This is a genomic window from Paenibacillus sp. EPM92, assembly GCF_016586185.1.
Classification (GTDB): domain Bacteria; phylum Bacillota; class Bacilli; order Paenibacillales; family NBRC-103111; genus Paenibacillus_G; species Paenibacillus_G validus.
Genome location: NZ_BCPS01000066.1, coordinates 38,436 through 57,973, shown reverse-complemented (window position 1 = coordinate 57,973; position 19,538 = coordinate 38,436). Strand labels below are relative to the sequence as shown.

Sequence of the window (19,538 nt, the reverse complement as noted above, 5' to 3'; positions counted from 1 at the left end):
TTCCTCCTGTCAAGTCCGCTCTGGCCTTACTTCGCCAGCTGCACTTTTTCTTTATCTTTGAGTTGGTTTTGGCCGGAAACGATCAACTGCTCGCCTTCCTTAACGCCCGAGATAATCTCTTGAATGGTCTCGTTCAAACGGCCGAGCTCCACTTTGCGCTTCTCCGCCGTGTCGCCGACCAGGACGAAGACGAACGTTTCGCTTCCTTCCCGCACGACGCTAAGCGTAGGAACCGTCACCACGACTTGATCGTTGTCATCGGTCAACAACACTTGCGCCTTCATGCCCGGTTTTAATTTCCGATCAGCATTCGCCACTTCCAGCTCCAGAGCGTACGATTTGGATTGTGCGCCCATGACATCCGCCAAATAAACGACTTTCGCCTTCGCCCGCTCCGTTTCGCCCGAAACGTAGAATTCGAGCTCCTGCTTGCCGCGGATCAGTTGAGCCGCCTCTTCGGTTAACTCCGCCTTAATTTTCACCGGGTCGAGCTGTTGAATCGTCGCTCCCTTGAAGCCCGGACTAAGCGTCATCCCGATTTCCACAGGCAAATCCGTCAATACCCCACTGGCCGTCGCTTTCACCTCCGTGTTGTTCAGGCTGCGCTCCAATTCGCGAACCGTCACATCGGCCGTCTGCACGCCTTGCTCCAGCTGGGCGAGTTGATTCGTAGACTCGAACGTTTTCAGCTTTTGGCGGGAGCTTTCAAGATCCAGCTTCAAGTTGTTCAGTTGGGTTTCAAGCTGCTCCAGCTGAAATTTGGTCACAAGACCAAGGTCATAATCGTTGCGCATTTTGTTATAGGTTTTCTCGGTATCCCGGACCGCGGCTTCCAGCTTTGCGATGCCGTTCACCATATCTTGTTTGCCGTCAGCCAAATCCTTACGGGTTTTGGCCAATTGCTGCTGGCTGCCGTTCAATGCGATTTGCGCCTTCTCTTTGGAAATTTGCAAATCCGTCGGATCAAGGCGGAACAGCACATCGCCCTTCTCGACCACATCGCCGCGTTTTTTCAAAATTTCGAGCACATCGCCGTTCACTTTCGTGATTACATCCATTTGGACGGAGGCGACGACATCGGCCACTTGCTCAAGCGGATCCCCGATTTTCTTCTTCTCCACCGGTGAGACTTTCACGACCTTCAATTGCGATTCGGCAGCATTGGCAGCCGTCGGCTGAGCTGCCGGTTGTGCGGAACAGCCCGCGATGAGCGCCGTGCAGATCACAACGGCTCCCGCCACTTTGGTGCTGTGTTTCAACGTAGACTTCATTGTCGAATTCATGGACCGATTCTCCTTTTCCCTCTCTGTCAATCAACAAACCCTGATTCAGGTTTAATGAGCAGCCGTTGTCGCAGTGACGTCGACAGCTTTATTTTTTTTGCGGAACAAGCGGCGGACAACTCCGTTAATTAAATCGTAAGCGACCGGTACGACAACGAGTGTCAGGAGCGTAGAAGTCGTCAACCCGCCGATAACGACGACAGCAAGACCTTTGGAAATCAGCGCCCCCTTGGACAGTCCGAGAGCCAGCGGCATCAAGGCGATAATGGTAGCGCCGGCCGTCATAATGATCGGACGAAGACGCGTCAGGCCTGCTTCAATTAACGCTTCGCGGACTTCGTATCCTTCTTCGCGCAGCTGCTGTACCCGGTCGACGAGAACGATGGCGTTCGTTACGACGACCCCGATCAGCATAAGGAAGCCGATCAGCGACGTAATATTGATGGATTCGCCTGTAATCAGCAAGGCAATCAGCCCCCCGATAGCCGCAAGCGGAAGCGAGAACAGGATGGCGAGCGGCGCGGTGCCGTTGCCGAAGGCAAGTACCATGATCAGATACACAATGAAGACGGAAGCAATCATCGCAATAAACATTTGGTTAAAGCTCGTTTGAATGTCGTCCGTCACGCCCTTTACCTGCGTCCGTACGCCCGGAGGCAGCTCTAATGTATCAAGCGCTGCCGAAATTTTCGCGCTGACGCCGCCTTTGTCGATCGAATCGATCCTGGCCGTTACGTTCACATACTGCTCCTGCTGCTCTCGCGTGATGGAGACCGGAGCCTCAATCTGGCGCACTTTCGCCACCTCATTCAGCGCAACCTTGGAGCCGGAAGGCGTAATGATCGTAAAGCTGCCGATTTTATCGACCGAGTTTTTGAAGCTAGGATCGAGCATGACCTTCGTTTCAAACGTTGCGTTGTCGAATTTCAAATCGCCGATTTTTTCCTCTGCCAGCCAGGAGTGCACGCCTTCCATAATTTGCGCCGAAGAGAGGCCGAACAATCTGGCTTTGTTTTGATCGACGCTAATTTCGATTTCTTGCTTCGACTCGCTCAAGCTGTCTTTAATATCAATCATTTCCGGGAACTCTTTCATTTTGTCGCGGACCAATTGCGCGGCCTCACGCAAATAGTTCAGATCGTCCCCTTTCAACACATAGTTGAAGTCAGCGCCGCCGGAAGGAGGTCCTCCCATGGAAAGCACCGAACCGTCAACCTCGGAGCCTTTCGGCAGCAAGTATTCGATGTTCTTCTTAAAATCCTGAACGACATCCTTCGCATTAGAGTTCGCGGAAGCGACCGCAAAGAACGAAGAACGGTAGGCGATCCGGTCCGATCCCCCGTTGTAGCCGATGGACGATTCCACATAATCGAACGTCGGCTGACCCGCCGAATCCTTCGATTCGAACATCATCTTCTCGATTTCCTTCACTTTCTCGTTCATCGTTTCGATTGTCGTTTCGCGAGGCATTTTGATCGTCAACATCAGCATCTTATCCGATTCGCTCTCCGGCATGAAGCCCGAAGCCAGGAAAGGCACCGTACCGGCGACGGATATGACGAGCGCCAGCATGGCGATGAGCAGCGTCTTGATCCGGTTGCGAAGCGACCAGGTCAAAGCCTTCTTATATGTAAGCGTTAGTTTGCCGACGGGAGCCTCGTCGTGAGCTTTGATGTTCTTGCTGCCGAGCACAAGCAGCTTAGCCAGCATCGGGATTACGGTGACCGCAACCAAGAGCGAGGACAACAGCGCCACGGACAGCGTAATCGCGAACGGGCGGAACACTTCGCCCAGTACGCCGCTGACGAATGCGATCGGTCCGAATACCCCTACCGTCGTAATCGTCGACGAGGTAATGGCCGACGAAACTTGGGCGGTGGCCAGCTTGATGACCGACTCGTTTCGCTCCTGCGCCTTTTGCAGCTGGCTGTATATATTCTCGATAACGACGATACTGTCGTCGACGACCCGGCCGATGGCGATCGCCATGCCGCCCAGTGTCATAATGTTCAACGAGATGCCGAGCGGCGCCATGATAAGCAATGTAATTAAAGTTGATAACGGGATTGAGACTAAAACGATAATGGTCATCCGAACATTTCTAAGGAAGAGCAGGATCATGACCGAAGCCAAAATCGCACCGAGCGCTCCCTCCTTCAACATCCCGTTGATCGACTCTTTAATGTCAAGCGCGCCGTTGTAGATCGCTTGGAAGGTGATGTTCGGGTAATCCTTCTTCCAGCCTTCCATCAGCTTATCGGCTTCGTTGCCAAACTCGACGGCATTGGCATTTTTCGTCTTGAACAAGCGCACGCCGATCGCCGGTTGACCGTTAAGACGGGACAAGAAGGTGGATTCCGTGATTGCTTCCACTTTCGCGATATCCTTCAGCAGCAAGGTCGTACCGGCAGGGGCGGTAATTTTCATATTCTCCAAATTGTAAATCGTGTTCAAATCGCTCTTCACGCGAACCATCTGCTCGTTCCCGTTAAAGTCGACCGTTCCCGCAGGACTCGTCATCAAAGCGGCCCGAATGTTTTGCGACACCTGCGACGGGGTCAGGCCATAGTTCTGGATCGCGTTCGCGTTCAGCTTCATCGTCAGCACGGATTCCTGGTTGCCGATCGAATCTACGTGGTCGATCCCTTTCATGGCGTTGAAGCCCGGCAAAATGACGTCTTTGTACACTTTGTCAAGCTCTTGCTGACTCATCCCGTTCTTGGCGTAAACCGACAAGTAGTATACGGGCTCAGAAGCGAAACCAAACGTTTGCACTTTCGGCTTTTCCGAGGCGGAAGGCAGCTTGACGTTGGCGATCAAGCTCTCTACGTCCTTCTTGGCGTCGTCTGCCTTGATGCTCTGTTCAAGCTCGATCACGATTTGCGAAAAATTATCGCTGGACGTGGACTTCAAATTTTTAATCCCTTCGAGACTCGCGACCGCCTTCTCCAGCGGTTTCGTGACGTCTTCGAGCACGTCCTTCGGGGGCGCCGTATATTGCGTGTTGACGAGGACGACCGGAAACGAGATATCCGGCATGCTTTCTACTTTCAGCGTCGTCGCCGCGTAGGCCCCGCCTCCGAATAAGAGAAGAACAATGATGATAACGGCCGTGATGTTCTTCATGGAAAAACTTGTTAATTGATTCATCTCTCTACTCCTCCATTAGAAATGCTGACAACTTAGACGCAGCTTTCGGAGGGTCCCCTTCATTTTTTTGAAAATGTTTTTCGGCTAGAAGGCGATCCTTCGTCAAACTTTTTCGTCAAGCTTCTTCTTCAAGCTTTTGTTTCACGAGCTGCCACTCCTCTTCGATGCCTTCCAGCCGCGATAAAATAAGCTGATACATCGCCACTGCTTCCTTGTACCTCCGCTTGGCAGCCTCGTAGGAGGCGCGTTCTTCGGGCGGGAGATCCCCGATGGTTTCCATCGTCTCCAGCGTCGTTTGAACGTGGCGATTATAAATTTCAATCTTTTGCCTCGTCCCTCGAAGCGTGATGATGTTGACGTCATCTGAGATGTAGTAATAATCTTTACGGTCGCTGCTGGTGGCAAGCTTGGTGCATAGCGCGTTTTTCTCCAGGGTGCGCACCTGCACGCTGACGGCCGCTTTCGTCACACCCAATTGATCGGCCATTTCCTGCAGACTGACCGGCTCGGATGCGAACAGCAGCAGCGAGAAAATTTTACCGACCAGCGGACTATAGCCCTCAGATTCGAAGGATAGAGACATCACGTTGCTTTCCGAACGCTTCAGGTCTGAGAACGAAACAGGTGGTGAATTCATCTTACATAGACTCCTCAGGGTTATGTATGTTTCCGCCGTTAACAAAATTGTTAACGATAATAACTTACTGTGCAACAACCCCCTCTGTCAATATGTTCCACATAAAATTAACCAAGTGTTCAATTCTGTGAGCATTATGTTAAAAAAACCGCGCCTGTCAGTTATACGAAACTGAGCAAGCACGGTTACGATGAATTAGTCCGTCGTTTCAAACCAGGTAATTTTTTGAGAGGCTAGCAGCTTCTTATGACCGTTGATCGATTCGTATACCTTCAGATCGTAATCTTTGAGGTACGAGACCAAATAAATGAAATTACTGTCATTTTTATCCAATCTAAACTTTTCTTTCTTGCCGAGCAGCAGTTTGCCTGTTATATTTTGCGAAGGGTCGCTGCCATTCGACGTATCCGAATTCTCAAAGTCTTTAAAATCGAAATCCCAGCTGAACTTAACGCGATCTTCACGATCTTCCAAGGAAATAACGAGTTTGCGCCCCTCGACGTTCGTTTCGTTCAGCAGGTTCTTGCTCAGCTCATAATCGAAAAACAAGTGAATGCCCTCTTGGTCTCCGCGCGTATGAATCTTACTCATCGACAGCTTATACGGCGCCAGATCGATGTTCAGCAGCTTCGGCTGCACTTCCTTCTGCTCGGCCGGCAGCCAGAACGACGCGGCGTTCACGTAAGCGTCCGGCTTGTTCTCGCCTTCGGTCAGCTTGTCTTGCGTGACCGCATCGCCGATCATCAGCTGCAGCCCATTCGTATCCATCCCTTTCGGAATGACGCTCGACATGAGCAGCAGGGCCGTTCCTCCCGGGCTGATCTTGTTCTTGATCTCGCCGAAGGTCGCCGGGAGAACGGTGCCGTCCGCTGTTTTGAAGTATCCGACCAGCTTCGACACGCTGTTATACCGCTTCTCTTCATTGACCGCTTCCAGCTGGACGGCGATCGTATCGGCCGTGTCGCCGGTGTATGTCGTCAGCTTGCGCACCTTGTAGCTGGCGCTGCGCCCAACGCTCGTCACTTTGTACGTTTCGCCGACGTTGTTAAGCGGGATGCTCATCAGCTCCGAGCTGTGCTCGAATTCGAGCAAATCCTCCGAGCTCGCGCTGTCCGTCGAGCCGCCCCCGTCCGTGCCGCCGGTTCCCCCGGAGCCGCCGCCGACTGCAGCCTTTTCCTGGAGAACGAGCTTCGCTTTTGCGAACTCGTACGTGTACGGAATTTTCCCGATAAACTGGTACTGCGCACTCCCGCCGGCCGCCAGACCAATGACCTTATCCGTACGAATCAGCTTGGCTTCCACTTTGATGTTGTCGTCCAGCATAAAATACCCGGTTAGGTCCGGTAATGGCAGCGATTCCGTTCCTTTGTTGCCGAGCAGCAGCTTCGCTGCCAGAATGTCCTGATCTTCCCACGGCATTCTTTGAACCGCATTCAGCTCCGCCGAATACGTACCGTCCTTGTTGGTGAAATCGTACGCGACGCCCGTACCGACGCTGTCGGGTTCCGATACGGCAGGTAGCGTGTAATACGCGACAGGAAGGTTCAGCTTGAGATCGGCCGCATTCTGGACGATCACCAGCTGCCACCCTTCCTTCGATAAGGAAACAGGCACCGATCCCGTCAGTTCGATATCCTTATCCGTCTGCGGAAGGATGGTCAGCTCTTTCGCGCCCTTCGGATTCAGCGGGTACATGTAGCCTTCGCTCGTTCGAATTAAATATTGATAGGTCGGCACGGCCACGCTTCGACTGCCTGTATTGGCCATATTCAGCACGATCGTCGGCGTGTAGTTTTTCTCGTTTTTTCCGACATACACTTTCTCAATTTGCGTCTTGACCGGGTTTCCGTTCATTTGAATCGTTCGAGGAGCGCCTGCCGGGGTCACGATGCTGTAGTCGTCCGGCACCTGCACCTCCCCAAGCTTGCGTTCGAAGTTCGCTTGACTGAAATCCCATTGGATAATCTCAAAAATAAGGTCATTCAACTGTGTCGTTTCATTGACCGTCGCATAAAACCCGATATCCTGACTCGATTTCGGGGTAATCCGGTTTTTGTCCTTATCCTGCGGGAGCACCTTCACCGTAATCTGGTTGCCGGAAGCCGTACGCAGCCGGACCCAATAATCGATGAACTGCAAGTCGCTCGTCCCGTTGTTATGGACCGTTAAGGTGAAAATGACAGTCTTGCTGCCCTGTTCCGGCAGCATCGATAAGTTTTTCACCTCGAACGTGCTGTTGCCGTTCACGCTCACTTGCCCGATCGACGGCGCATTGCCCGTCGAAAGCACGGTGGAGCTGGATGTTCCGCCGGCCGGGCCGTCCGCCGCAAAAGCGGGAACGGCGCTGCCCAGCGTCAAGGCGGAAGCTAGAAACCACAAGCAAGCCCTGTTGACACGTTTACGTCTTTGATTCATGTTCGTTGCTTTCCTCCTCTAAGGTGAAGTCGCTTGCCCAATAAAACCCTCACCCCGCCATCGGCATCGGCATGTCGATCGGACCGTTCGGGTTTTCTTTAATTTTTTGCAGCAGCTGGTTGCCTTCCGTCTCCCATTGCTTTAACGCGTCACGAACCTGCAGTTTGCCCTGCGAGACTTCCTGGAGCAGGCGGGAGCCGATTTCGTTCACGCGATACAGGTTTTGTCGCTCGCGGTACAGCTTGTTGTCAAGCATCAGCGCCGGCGTCAGCGTCGTGAACGCCTTCAGGTTAAATTCGATGCCGTCTTTCTTCTTAATGTACTTCTGACGGGAGACGATATTATGATTGCTGCTTGCTTTCAACTTGGCCCAGTCTTCGCCGTTCACGAACTGGATGAACTTCCAGGCTTCGGCTGCATTTTGCGCCTTCGAATTGATCGCCATGACGCCTTCCATACCCATGAACCCGCCGACGTCCGGCGCCTCTTCATGCACCGGCAGCGTTACCACGTCCCAATCGAACGGAGTAAAGCCTTTAATGCCCTCCGCGTTCTTCATCGCATTGATGACGCGATCCAGTTCGCCGTAGTTGATGATCGACATCGCTACACGGCCGGATAAAAAGTCGTCGTGCTGGAACGGATTATACGTTTGCTGCTGATCCATCTGTCTCATTTGCGACATATCGAGCTGCTCCGGCAGGAGCTTCTCGGTTTTGAGCTGCAGCATCGTTTTCCAGACGTTCTCCCATTGGTCGGTGTTCACCGTCATCTTCTCGCCCTGCTCGTCGAACATGCGCAGCTGCAGCGGAGCCGTGTACATTTGCGTCGCGTAGGTCATATCACCGCCCATGTTGTAGGTCGAGAACGAGAAGCCGTATTTGCGGTCCGCGCCTTCGCCTTTGGCTACCCGGCGGGACAGGTCAAACATTTGCTGCCAGGTCATCTTGTCCGTCGGGTACTCGACACCCGCTTCGTCGAATATCTTCTTGTTGTAGATGACCGCCGAAGAGTTGAACGTCGGGGACAAGCCGTAAATTTTACCGTCGCCAAGCTTCTTGATGCCGTCAATAACAGCAGGCACGATGTCGCTCGTGTCGAATTTGTCCTTCGTTATCATCGGGTCAAGCTGCGTAAGCAGGTTGTCGGCTATCAAGTCTTCCAGCTGCTCGTAGCCGAACACGACGACGTCCGGCGGATTGTCGCCCTGCATAAGCTCCTTTAGCTTGGCTAACGGGTCCTCCGGCTTTTCTTTCGGGTCAGGCTGGACATACCCATACATGTACTTCTCATCGTAGGTCGGAATCACTTCGATTTTGACGTTCTTGTTGGCGAATTCGTAAAGCTCGGTAAACCGCTGGCGGAAATATTCGCCGTCCGGCCCGCTGTACATCGTCGTCGCGATGCGCAGCACCTTCTCCGTATTGTCGTCGGAGCCGCCCGCTTTCGTACAAGCCTGCAGCATCGGTACCATTAAGCCGACGCCGAGCGAAAGCAGCATCGTTTGTTTCAGTCGTTTATTCATCGTTTTACCCCTCCGATTGGTTTCTTCTCTCCGAAGTTTGACGGTGCCTGAACATCATCCAGCAGCTTCGGCGTTTTGATAATGATTTTCTCTCCATCGAATTCCATAGACGCTTTGCCCTCGATCCCAAGCGACTTCAAGTACGAGGCGGGAATTTGCAGCCGGCCCGCGCGGTCGAGCACGACATACTCCTCATGTACGCCCCCCAGCGAGGCAGCCGACTCCGCTCCCGCCCGATCGAGGTCCGGGTTGCGTTTAATAAACTCGGTGCTCGTCATGCCGTCGCGAATCGCCACGACACGGTCCACTTTACCCGCCAGCGTCATATCGTGCGTGACGATCACAATGGTGACCCCAAGCTCCGTATTCAGCCGGCGAAAAATATCCATGATCATATCGGACGTTCGCGTATCGACAGAACCGGTCGGTTCGTCCGCAAGCAGCAGCGACGGCCGGTTCGCCAACGCTATGGCGATCGCCACCCGCTGCTGTTCTCCGCCGGAAAGCTGCTGCAGCTTGTTATGAATGCGTTCCTTCAAGCCGACCCACTCGAGCAGCTGACGCGCGTAAGCGCGGTCGTAGGTACCGCTCAGCATCATCGGCATCTCTACGTTCTCCAGCGCGGTTAAGTACGGAATCAAATTGCGCGCATTGTTTTGCCAGATGAAACCAACCGTTTTCCGCTTGTACTTCACAAGCTCGTCATCGGTAATTTTCAGCAAATTCCATTCGCCGACCCTCACCTGTCCCGCGGAAGGACGGTCCAAGCCGCCCAATATGTTGAGCAGCGTCGATTTCCCGCTTCCGCTGTTGCCGATAATCGCCATCATCTCGCCCGGAGCGACCTCGATATTCAAGCCTTGCAGGGCGACGACCTCGAGATCGTCGGTCTTGTAGATTTTGACGAGTCCTTCGCAATGAATCACTGCAGCCTCACTTCTCCTCTCCGAGCTTCACGGCTTGATGCACACGCAAACGCCGGATGTGCAGGAACAGCAGCGCCGCACCCGTCAGCATCATGACGCCGACGACGACGTACAGCTGGCCTGTATCGCGCGAATCGAAGATAACGCGAAACGGCGGAACTTGCGTCTTGACGTTCTCAGCGGTTTGCAGAAAAGGCAGGAACAAATAACTCGTCAGCTTGCCGATGCCGAAACCGAGCGCAATCGCCAGACCTGCCGTAAACGCCTGCTCCAGCAGCAGCATCCCGGTTAACTGCCTGCGGGACAGCCCCATCGCGCGCAGCACGCCGAACTGGACAACACGGCTCGATAGGTTGAAGAACCAGTAAAGAATGTACCCGATCAAGGAAACGAACACGGACACGAGAAACCCAAGGCTCAATATGCCGAATACCCCGCCCCTTGCCGGATGCTTCTTCTGGGTGATCAGTTCGTTGCGCACATCCTTCACGGTTGCGATATCGACGTTCTTCGCCGCCAGCGACTCGAGCAGCGGAGCCACCTTCGCCCCGTCCTTCATCTTCAGCCACACGTCGTACGGCGTAATCGGCGCCTGATCGTATACGTATTCCAGATTGGCGATAAAGAATGGCATTTCATCCGGATATTGACTCGGCCAGTAAGGGACGGCCGCAACGACGACGAATTCGACCGGTTGGCCGGAAACGGTAATATTCATCAGGTCGCCGGGTTTGATGTGATGCTTCTCGGCGAACGAAGTCGGGATGATCACTGCCTGTTCATACTGACCGAGCAGGTTTAAATACAGATTTTGATGAATCGGGAACAAATCTTTACGGAACCAGCCGACATGGGCGAAGTCTACATTGTCGATGCCCATGAGCATGCCTTGGCCGAGCGACTTGCCGGAAACGACGACGTTGCTCTTGGCCGTCAAGACCCGAGCCGCATGCTCGACGCCCTCCAGCTCGCGGAACACTTCGAAAGGAGGCTCGATGTAGCGCAGCTTCGGAGGGGGCTCATTGCCGCTGCCTGGTGCGCCGGGCTGTCCTTGGCCGCCTTGGCCCTGCCCTTGACCGCCCTGGCCTTGGCCCTGACCCTGACCGCCCTGGCCTTGGCCCTGACCGCCCTGGCCTTGACCGCCTTGACCGCCTCCTTGCTGCGGACTCGGCAGCTCGTCGGAGACGGCCTGCCAATCGGCGCGCATGACGACATCGGTACCGTAGGCGTACAAGATGCGGTCGGTCGAGTTCAAGTCGATCGTTCGCGCAGCCGAGGCGTTATACACGCCGAGTCCAAGGGTAAGAATAAGCAAGATCATTAACGGGTAATAGGCCGTCGACGAGCGGGACAGCTGCGTCAGCGTCAAGTAGACGGGAACCGGCAGTACCCGTTTGCCCAGCCAATTGCCGAAGCGCAGCAGCCACGGGAAGAGGCGCAGGAAAAACAGACCGAGCGCAATAATCGACAAAGCCGGGATAAAAAACAACAGCGGATGCACCTGCAGCTGATCGGTGGTCATGCCCGTGCGGCTGAACAAATCCTGCCTCTGCCCGAACAAGTAGTAGCCGTAGCCCACAAGACCAAGCAGCAGCACGTCGAGAAACCACTTTTGCCAAAACGGCCGCCGATCGGAGCGCGCCAGCTTCTGCTTATAGCTGACGATCGACGCCCGTGCAAACACGATGGCCGGTATAACGCTGGCCAGTATCGCAATGACGACGGCCGCCGCACCGTACAGCAGCGCTTCCATCGAGACGCCGACCGGCACGGCCTTGCGGTCGACGAACGTGAGAAAACCGCTGGAGGAGCCGATGCTCTTGGCCATCAACCAGCCGAGCAGCGGTCCAAGAAGCAGAGCGGCTGCGCCGAGAAGCAGTCCTTCCAGCAAATAGATCCATATAATTTGCCCTGTGCTGCCGCCCCGGCTGCGAATGACCGCGATTACGGTTCGCTGCCGGTCGAGCGACTGCCTCGCGTTCATGACGATGTAATAGAACACCATGGCGATCATGGGCGCCGCCAGCGTGAACAGCAAGATTTGCAGCTGCAAGCTCTGCACTTTAAATTCCTGCAGCAGCGGGATGAACGAGATGTCCACTCTCGTGTTTTTGAGCATCTGGAACAGCGTGATGTCAAGACGCTCCAGCTTCCGCTCCAAACCCGCCAGCTGGCTCGTTTGGATGTCGCGTAAATCGAACGCATAATACCAGTTCGCCAAGTTCAGCGGAATCTTTTTATTGTTCAATATATAATCCTGAAAACCAGCTTCGCTCATGAACGTGGAGCTGAGCAAGCCTTCCAGTCCTTGGTACCAGTAGGGATCAGAGCCGGAGAGCGGTTTGAACGCGCCGACGATCTTAATCTTGAGCGGAGCGATGCCGAGCCCTCCGGAGATCGGGTATGTGAAGACGTCCCCCACATGCATATCGCCCCGGTAGAGCGCCTCCTCGAACATGACGACTTCGACCGCCCCGCCTTGGGGCTGCTCCGCAAACCACGTGCCTTGCGTCAGCTCCACCTGCTCCTTCAGTCCGGTCTGCGCCATCAGCGTCAGCTGTCTGCGCTTGCTCGGATCGACCTTCGACGGATCGTCGGGCGACACCTGCGAGCCGCGAATCGAATACGTCCGTACGAAAGCCTGGTGCGGAAACGCGATGTCCTTCGGCAGGTCCTCCCGAATAAACGCATCGACACCGTTCAAATCGCTAAGCTCGGCACGGTCGCTGCCGCTCGCTTGATAACGGATCATGACCGAGCCTGCCGGCAAACCGCCGCTTTTTTCTTCCAGCGATTTGGCGACGACGCGCTTCAGCGAACCGTCCGCGTACATCGGGATGCTGGTCGTGAAGGCGACCGCCATGATCAAGCCGATCAACGTGCTTAACGTCAGCCAGCGGGTGTTCCACATTTTGCGAAACAAGAAACGGAACATCAGCATCAGCGACCCACTACTTTCTGTCCCGGCGTCAAGCCTTTCACAATTTCCACATCGGTGGAGGTTTGCTGGCCGAGCTCCACGTCCACCTCGCGCTTGTTGCCTTTATCGTCTACGACCTGCACATAGTTGCGTCCCGAATACGAACGAAGCGCCGCCAGCGGAATGATCACCGCATTCTCTTTGCGCTGCGTAATGACCGAGACGCCTAACATCGTGCCCCGGTTCAGCCCCTCCGGAAACGGATCGAGCTTGACAATCATGTAATTTTCGATAGAGTCAGGCTGTTTCTGCCCTTCGCCGGGGAATCCGCTGCCGCCACCCCCGCTGTTCGGATCTTTCGGATTCGGCAGCTGCTGCACCGTCCCTTTATACTGTCCGGCCGCGTTGACGTCGACCACAACCTCCATCCCGACGGCGACCTTCTTCAGGTCGTCCTGGCTGAGCGTTGCGGCAACGGTGAGCTGTGACAGATCGGCGATGGTGACGATCGCATCATACGCCTTCGCCGTATCGCCCTTCTTCACATACACCGACACAATCGTACCGGAGAATGGGGCCGTCAGCTTCGCATTGGCAATCGTGCTCTCCAGCTTATTCAATTCCTCGCGCTTCAGCTCGAAATCGATCTTCGCCTGCTCGACCTCTTCGGCGCTCTTGCCGTCGGCATTGCGCAGCGTCTCGATCATGACCAGCTCATCCTTGCGCGTCTGCAGCCTTGTCTTCTTGAGCTGGCTCTCCTGCTCGGTGACGTCGAGCTCGGCGATGATTTGACCTTTTTCTACCGTGTCACCGGTTTTGACATACAGATTTTTAATGCGGCGGCTCGTTTCATCAGTAAAATATAAGTCCTCCTCCACCGTCGCCATCAGCTTTCCGGAGCCGCGAACCTTCGTTTCAAGCGTATCGGTCTTGACGACGTACTCCGGCTTCTTCGACAGCTTCGGCGGCTGGATGGCAGGCAGCGTTTCTTCTTCCTCCTCTTTCGGAAGCACCGAGCAGCCCGCCGTAACGGCTAGCGATACGGCGAGGCAGGCGATGGCCGCCGGCTTGGCCGCCTTTTTAAGCATTAATAAATTTCCCATCCACCATTTCGAAAACACGGTCGGCTACCTCCATTATTGTCGGATCGTGCGTGGTCATGCAGATCGTCATGCGTTCGGTGCGGATAATATCCCGGAACACGTTCATGACTTGAGCGCCCATCTGGGAATCCAGCTCGGCGGTCGGTTCGTCGGCCAGCAGCAAGCTCGGCTTATGCGCAATCGCCTTGGCGATCGCCACCCGCTGCTGCTCGCCCCCGGACAGTTCGAAGGGACGGTGGTGCATCCGTCTGACAAGCCCGACCAGCTCCAGGCAATGCGTCACGCGAGGTTTCCACTGAGCCCGGGGAACCCCGGCCATGCGCAAGGAAAGTTCCACATTTTCCCAAGCGGACAAGAGCGGCATTAGAGCAAAGGATTGGAATATAAAACCGATTTCTTTTCTTCGTATGTAGGTGCGCTCATCGTCACCGCATTGGTGAAACAGATGTTCCTTGAACCGGATCTCGCCACGGTTCGGCTGATCCAAGCCGCCGATCAAATTCAGCAGCGTCGTTTTGCCGGAACCGGACCGGCCTTTCAGCATTACAAGCTGCAGCGGATACAACGACATATCAATCCCTTTCAGGACATGAAGCTGCTGACCGCCAACCGGAAACGACCTTTCGACGCCGGTCACCGTCAGCAAGGGCTTGCTTGTATCGATCGCCGCAGGCAGCGATTGCTCTAGCGCAGCCAGTTCGGCTGCGGACGCCGCTTCGGGAACTTGCTCGCCTTCGGAGGAGACGCCGAATTGCGGTTCCTCCGGCACGCCGGGACTTGGCTTCTGCGCTTGTTTTTTGTTTCTGCGCAAGCCTGGAAACATGTTGACCCTCCTTTTTTTTACAATTTCGACCACCGGTCAGAATTGATGGAACACATGAAATAGACGACAGAACTGGAAAAAAGGTTACACATCACGCAGCAACAAAATAAAAATATTTACCAAATTAACAATCCATGTTTCCGGTTTCTGCGGCACGGGTTCCACGGGTTGCGAGCGCCGCAAAACGGCAATATCTCATTCATGATGCCGGACAAAATTATAAATGATATGAAGATAATATGAAGAAATCGTTAAGAAGCCGGGGAGGGGTTAGGGCGCAAGTTAGGGCGCAAAACGGCTTGAAGGAGGTTAGGGGTACTTCGGGGCGGGCTCCATGGTGTTTTTGGCGAGAAGCGAAAAAAGACATTCGCCCCGGGGACGAATGTCTCGATATTTCGCAAATTCCACGTTGAACTCGACCGGAATCTGTACGATAGTGCACTTCTTGCATAAAGCTTACCGGGATCGGAACTTCTGCGAATGTTCCTTCGCCTGTTCCACCGATGTAATCCGGTTACGCTGCCATTCGAGCAGAATGCGGTCAATGTAGCGGAAATGCACTTTCCCGGCGAACACCGCTTCCTTCAAGCCGGCCAAGATCAATGCCTCCGGATGGCCGTCCTTGTCTAACCAGCCTGTGATCGATTCGAACTCCATCGGGGTCAACGGCCGGCCGAACTCCTTCTCGAAAATCGAAAAAATATCTTTCCGCTCCCCGCGCGCGCTCTCCGAAACGATCTGCGCTCTGCGCGCAGCCTCCCATTCGTCCGCGCGAATCGCCGCGAGCCTGTTGAGCAGCGGCGACCAGTTGTAGGCTTCGCTGTGTACCCCCGTCACCGGATCCTTCGTTTCATCGATCAGCAGGAATCCTTCCCGCATCAGCTTCTGCAGCACTGTGATCACTTTGTCTTGTGCAATCGACATCCGCGCGCACAGCTCCTCAGGCGTCGGAAAGTCCTTGCCTTCCTTCTGCTTGAACGCCATGAGATGAATCAGCAGCATCACTTCATGTTCCCCTAAACGCAGCTGGGGATAATATTGCAGCAGCCAGTACGGCACCTCGACGCTGCCGCTTTGCAGTCCTTCCAGCAGCAAGGCAGCAAAGTCCCCCGCTTCTTGCCCGTTCCCCCTCATGCCAACCCCTCTTTCCGTAACGTATCCTTACCCGAGCAACTGAACCGCCGGCCGGCCTTACGGATACAAACGATAGAGCAAACGCGGGAACGGAATCGTCTCCCGGACGTGGTCAAGGCCGCAAATCCAGGCGACCGTCCGCTCCAGCCCCAGACCGAAGCCCGAATGCGGCACGGAGCCGTATTTGCGCAGATCCAGATACCACTGGTACGCTTCCTTCGATAGCTCGTGCTCCTTGAAGCGTTCCTCCATCAGCTCCGGATCGTCGATGCGCTGGCTGCCCCCGATAATTTCGCCGTACCCTTCGGGCGCAATCATATCCGCACACAGCACGACTTCCGGACGAGACGGATCCGGCTTCATATAGAACGCTTTGATTTCCGTCGGGTAATGCGTGATGAACACCGGCTTGTCATAGCTTTCCGCGATCGCCGTCTCGTGAGGAGCGCCGAAATCTTCGCCCCACTCAAACTCGTGCCCGTTGTCCTGCAGAAACTTGACCGCTTCGTCGTACGTAATGCGCGGAAACGGGGCTTGAATGCGCTCCAGCTTCGTCACATCCCGTTCCAGCACCTCAAGCTCCTTGCGGCAGTTCGCCAGCACCGACTGCACGACATACGAAACGAACTGCTCCTGTACTTCCAGATTCTCTTCATGCGTGACGAAAGCCATCTCCGGCTCAATCATCCAAAACTCGATCAAGTGACGGCGCGTCTTCGACTTCTCGGCGCGGAACGTCGGCCCGAACGAATACACCCGGCCGAGCGCCATCGCCGCCGCTTCCATGTAAAGCTGTCCGCTTTGCGTCAAGTAAGCGTCCTCGTCAAAATATTTCGTATGGAACAGATTGGTCGTCCCTTCGCAGGAAGAAGGCGTCAAGATTGGCGGATCTACCAAATGAAATCCGCGTTCGTCAAAAAACTGCTGAATCGCCCGGATGATTTGCGAACGAATGACCAAAATTGCCCGCTGCCGCGGCGTACGAATCCACAAGTGACGGTGATCCATCAAATAATCGACGCCGTGCTCCTTCGGTGTAATCGGATAATCGGTCGCGAGCTGAATGATCTCGATGCCTGTGACCGTGAGCTCGAAGCCGCCCTTGCTTCGCGAATCCTCACGTACGACGCCCGTAACGTATAAGGAGCTTTCCTGCGTCAGCTTGCCTGCGTCCTCCCACACTTGCTCGGAAACTTCGCTTTTCACAACGACGCCCTGCATAAATCCGGAACCGTCCCGCAGCTGCAAAAACCTTATTTTTCCGCTCGAGCGGATATTATGTAACCAACAACCGATGGTAACCGTTTGTTCCACGTGCCCGCCCGCTTGGCGAATCGTAACCAAATTGCGATTCATCAGCCATCCTCCTTGCTTGATCGAATCCGGGACGCCGGTGAACAGATGTTCGACCGGCGCTCTTTATCCTTATTCTACATGATTGGATTTGAAAATCAAACGGTGCGTATCCCGCGCGATGACCAGCTCCTCATTCGTCGGAATGACGAGCGCCTGAACGCGCGAACCGGGCTTGGTGATGACCCGTTCCCCGCCGTCGCGGCGCATATTGGCCGCTTCGTCGAGCTCTAGGCCGAGGAACGTCAGGTTACGGCAGACGGCGTCGCGCAGCACGGCCGAGTTTTCCCCTACGCCGGCGGTAAACACGATAGCATCGATGCCGTTCATGGCGGCGGCGTAAGCGCCGATGTATTTGCGCAGCCGGTATTCATACATCTTGAACGCGAGCGTCGCGTTCCGGTCGCCCGCCTCCATCGCCTGCGTAATCTCCCGCATGTCGCTGCTGATGCCGGAGATCGCCATCAGCCCGCTGTGCTTGTTCAGCATGGAGTTGACCTCCGACAGTGTCAGGTCTTCCTTGCCCATCGTGAACGGAACGATCGCCGGATCGATGTCCCCGCTGCGCGTCCCCATCATCAGCCCTTCCAGCGGCGTTAAGCCCATGCTCGTGTCGAGCGACTGGCCGTGCAGCACCGCTGCGCAGCTGGCGCCGTTGCCGATATGGCACGTCACCAGCTTCAGCTCCGAAAGCGGCCTGCCGAGAAACGAAGCCGCCCGCTCGCTGACATAAGCGTGCGACATGCCGTGAAACCCGTAACGGCGAATTTTGTGCTTTTTGTAGAGCACCATCGGAATGGGGTATAAATAGGACGTCTCGGGCATCGTCTGGTGGAACGCCGTATCAAATACGACCGCCTGCGGCGTATTCGGCATGTTCGCCTCGACCGCTTGAATGCCCAGCATATGTGCCGGGTTGTGCAGCGGCGCAAGGTCGAACAGCCGCTTGATCTCGCGCTTCACCTCTTCGTTCACCCTCACCGAGCTGGAGAACGACTCGCCGCCATGCACGACCCGGTGCCCGACGGCTTCGATTTGCGCTGCGGATTGCAGCACGCCGAATTCCGGATGGACCAGCATATCGAGCACCCGGCGAATCGCCGTCGTATGCTCCAAAATTTCCCGCACCTCGCGAATGTCCTGCTTCCCTTCCGGTTCGTAAGTGAGAATCGCCGATTCCATGCCGATCCGCTCCACCTTGCCTTTGGCCAGCACCGATTCATCCGTCATTTGATACAGTTGAAATTTCAATGACGAGCTCCCGGCGTTGATGACGAGAATAATCATAGTCGGTCACCGTCCTTATCGTAGGTAAAAAAGCCTTGTCCCGTTTTCGTCCCGAGATGCCCCGCCCGAACCATTTGTTTGAGCAGGAACGAAGGCCGGTACTTCAGCTCGCCGAACTCGCGGAACATTCGCTCCATCGCCGCCAGCACCGAATCGAGTCCGAACCGGTCAGCCATCTCCAGCGGTCCGTAACGAAAATCGTACCCGATCCGCATCGCGCTATCGATATCGTCGGCCGTCGCCACCCGTTCGGAAAGCGCATGCATCGCTTCGTTAATCAGGATGCAGATCAACCGCGTCGTCACGAAGCCCGGTGATTCGTACACTTGAATGCCGCGTTTTTGAATCGTTTGTTCCACGAAACGGCGCGTTTGTTCGAACGTATCCTCGCTCGTTTTAACCGCCCGAATAATTTCCACGAGATGAATTTTCGATACCGGGTACAAAAAATGCAGCCCGATCACCCGCTCCGGCACCTTCGTTGCGGCCGCTATCTCGGTTAAGCTGAGCGTCGACGTATTGCTTGCGAGAATGATCGGGGGCGGGCACAGGTCGTCAAGCCGCGCGAACACTTGTTTTTTCAAATCCAGATCTTCGCTGATCGATTCGATCACCATGTCGCACTCGGACAACCGGCTCCAGTCCGTCATCTTATGAATACGCGATAAAATCAATTTTTTCTCCGGGATCGTAATCGCCCATTTCTCGATCTGCTTGTCTAGGCTAATCTCCATTTGTTCCCAAGCCTGGTCCAGACGCTCCGGCGTTCGTTCGATCAGCAGCACCTCAAGCCCGCGGGAGGCTAACATTTCCGCGATGCCTTGGCCCATTGTGCCCGCTCCGACGACTCCTATTTTGTTAAATACCATGATGGCGTCCCCCCTCCATATCGATCCAGTGATATTATACACAAGCGGAAGAAATTTTCATAAATCATTTGTCACACTTTTCGCAAAAAAAGTCCGCCAAACCCGGTTTATCG

General features: G+C 54.9%; 13 protein-coding genes. All 13 read right to left on the bottom strand.

Going from position 1 to position 19,538, the window contains the following annotated elements:
• Positions 1-26 precede the first annotated feature (26 nt).
• Positions 27-1,283: an efflux RND transporter periplasmic adaptor subunit gene (locus tag JMF85_RS14105; RefSeq protein WP_201318407.1), complete on the bottom strand. Its 1,257-nt coding sequence runs from the start codon at positions 1,281-1,283 to the stop codon at positions 27-29.
• Positions 1,284-1,334: 51 nt separating this feature from the next.
• Positions 1,335-4,433, bottom strand: coding sequence for an efflux RND transporter permease subunit (locus JMF85_RS14100; protein WP_201318406.1), 3,099 nt, complete (start codon positions 4,431-4,433; stop codon positions 1,335-1,337).
• 115 nt (positions 4,434-4,548) lie between these two features.
• Positions 4,549-5,070 carry a GbsR/MarR family transcriptional regulator gene (locus JMF85_RS14095; RefSeq protein ID WP_054798722.1) on the bottom strand — a complete coding sequence of 174 codons (522 nt, stop codon included), beginning with the start codon at positions 5,068-5,070 and terminating at the stop codon, positions 4,549-4,551.
• 195 nt (positions 5,071-5,265) lie between these two features.
• Positions 5,266-7,485 carry a hypothetical protein gene (locus JMF85_RS14090; RefSeq protein WP_127607296.1) on the bottom strand — a complete coding sequence of 740 codons (2,220 nt, stop codon included), beginning with the start codon at positions 7,483-7,485 and terminating at the stop codon, positions 5,266-5,268.
• Positions 7,486-7,534: 49 nt separating this feature from the next.
• Positions 7,535-9,010, bottom strand: a complete 1,476-nt coding sequence (locus tag JMF85_RS14085) for an ABC transporter substrate-binding protein (protein ID WP_127607294.1) — start codon at positions 9,008-9,010, stop codon at positions 7,535-7,537.
• On the bottom strand, positions 9,007-9,936 hold the full coding sequence (locus JMF85_RS14080; protein ID WP_127607292.1) for an ABC transporter ATP-binding protein: 930 nt from the start codon (positions 9,934-9,936) through the stop codon (positions 9,007-9,009). Before JMF85_RS14080 ends, JMF85_RS14085 begins: the two co-directional genes overlap by 4 nt.
• A 7-nt stretch (positions 9,937-9,943) precedes the next feature.
• Positions 9,944-12,877: an ABC transporter permease gene (locus JMF85_RS14075; RefSeq protein ID WP_201318405.1), complete on the bottom strand. Its 2,934-nt coding sequence runs from the start codon at positions 12,875-12,877 to the stop codon at positions 9,944-9,946.
• The gene (locus tag JMF85_RS14070; RefSeq protein ID WP_397375992.1) at positions 12,877-13,944 is read right to left on the bottom strand and encodes an efflux RND transporter periplasmic adaptor subunit; all 1,068 of its coding nucleotides are present in this window, start codon (positions 13,942-13,944) and stop codon (positions 12,877-12,879) included. Before JMF85_RS14070 ends, JMF85_RS14075 begins: the two co-directional genes overlap by 1 nt.
• Positions 13,937-14,782 (bottom strand): ABC transporter ATP-binding protein, encoded by an 846-nt coding sequence (locus JMF85_RS14065; RefSeq protein ID WP_127607288.1) that lies wholly within the window; start codon positions 14,780-14,782, stop codon positions 13,937-13,939. Before JMF85_RS14065 ends, JMF85_RS14070 begins: the two co-directional genes overlap by 8 nt.
• 456 nt (positions 14,783-15,238) lie before the next feature.
• Positions 15,239-15,916 carry a DnaD domain protein gene (locus JMF85_RS14060; RefSeq protein WP_127607286.1) on the bottom strand — a complete coding sequence of 226 codons (678 nt, stop codon included), beginning with the start codon at positions 15,914-15,916 and terminating at the stop codon, positions 15,239-15,241.
• A gap of 57 nt (positions 15,917-15,973) precedes the next feature.
• Complete coding sequence (gene asnS / locus JMF85_RS14055) at positions 15,974-17,272, bottom strand: asparagine--tRNA ligase (protein WP_127607284.1); 1,299 nt, start codon at positions 17,270-17,272, stop codon at positions 15,974-15,976.
• A 69-nt stretch (positions 17,273-17,341) separates the two neighbouring features.
• On the bottom strand, positions 17,342-18,556 hold the full coding sequence (locus tag JMF85_RS14050) for an acetate kinase (RefSeq protein ID WP_127607282.1): 1,215 nt from the start codon (positions 18,554-18,556) through the stop codon (positions 17,342-17,344).
• Positions 18,553-19,425 (bottom strand): 3-hydroxyacyl-CoA dehydrogenase family protein, encoded by an 873-nt coding sequence (locus tag JMF85_RS14045; protein ID WP_127607280.1) that lies wholly within the window; start codon positions 19,423-19,425, stop codon positions 18,553-18,555. Before JMF85_RS14045 ends, JMF85_RS14050 begins: the two co-directional genes overlap by 4 nt.
• Positions 19,426-19,538: the final 113 nt, after the last annotated feature.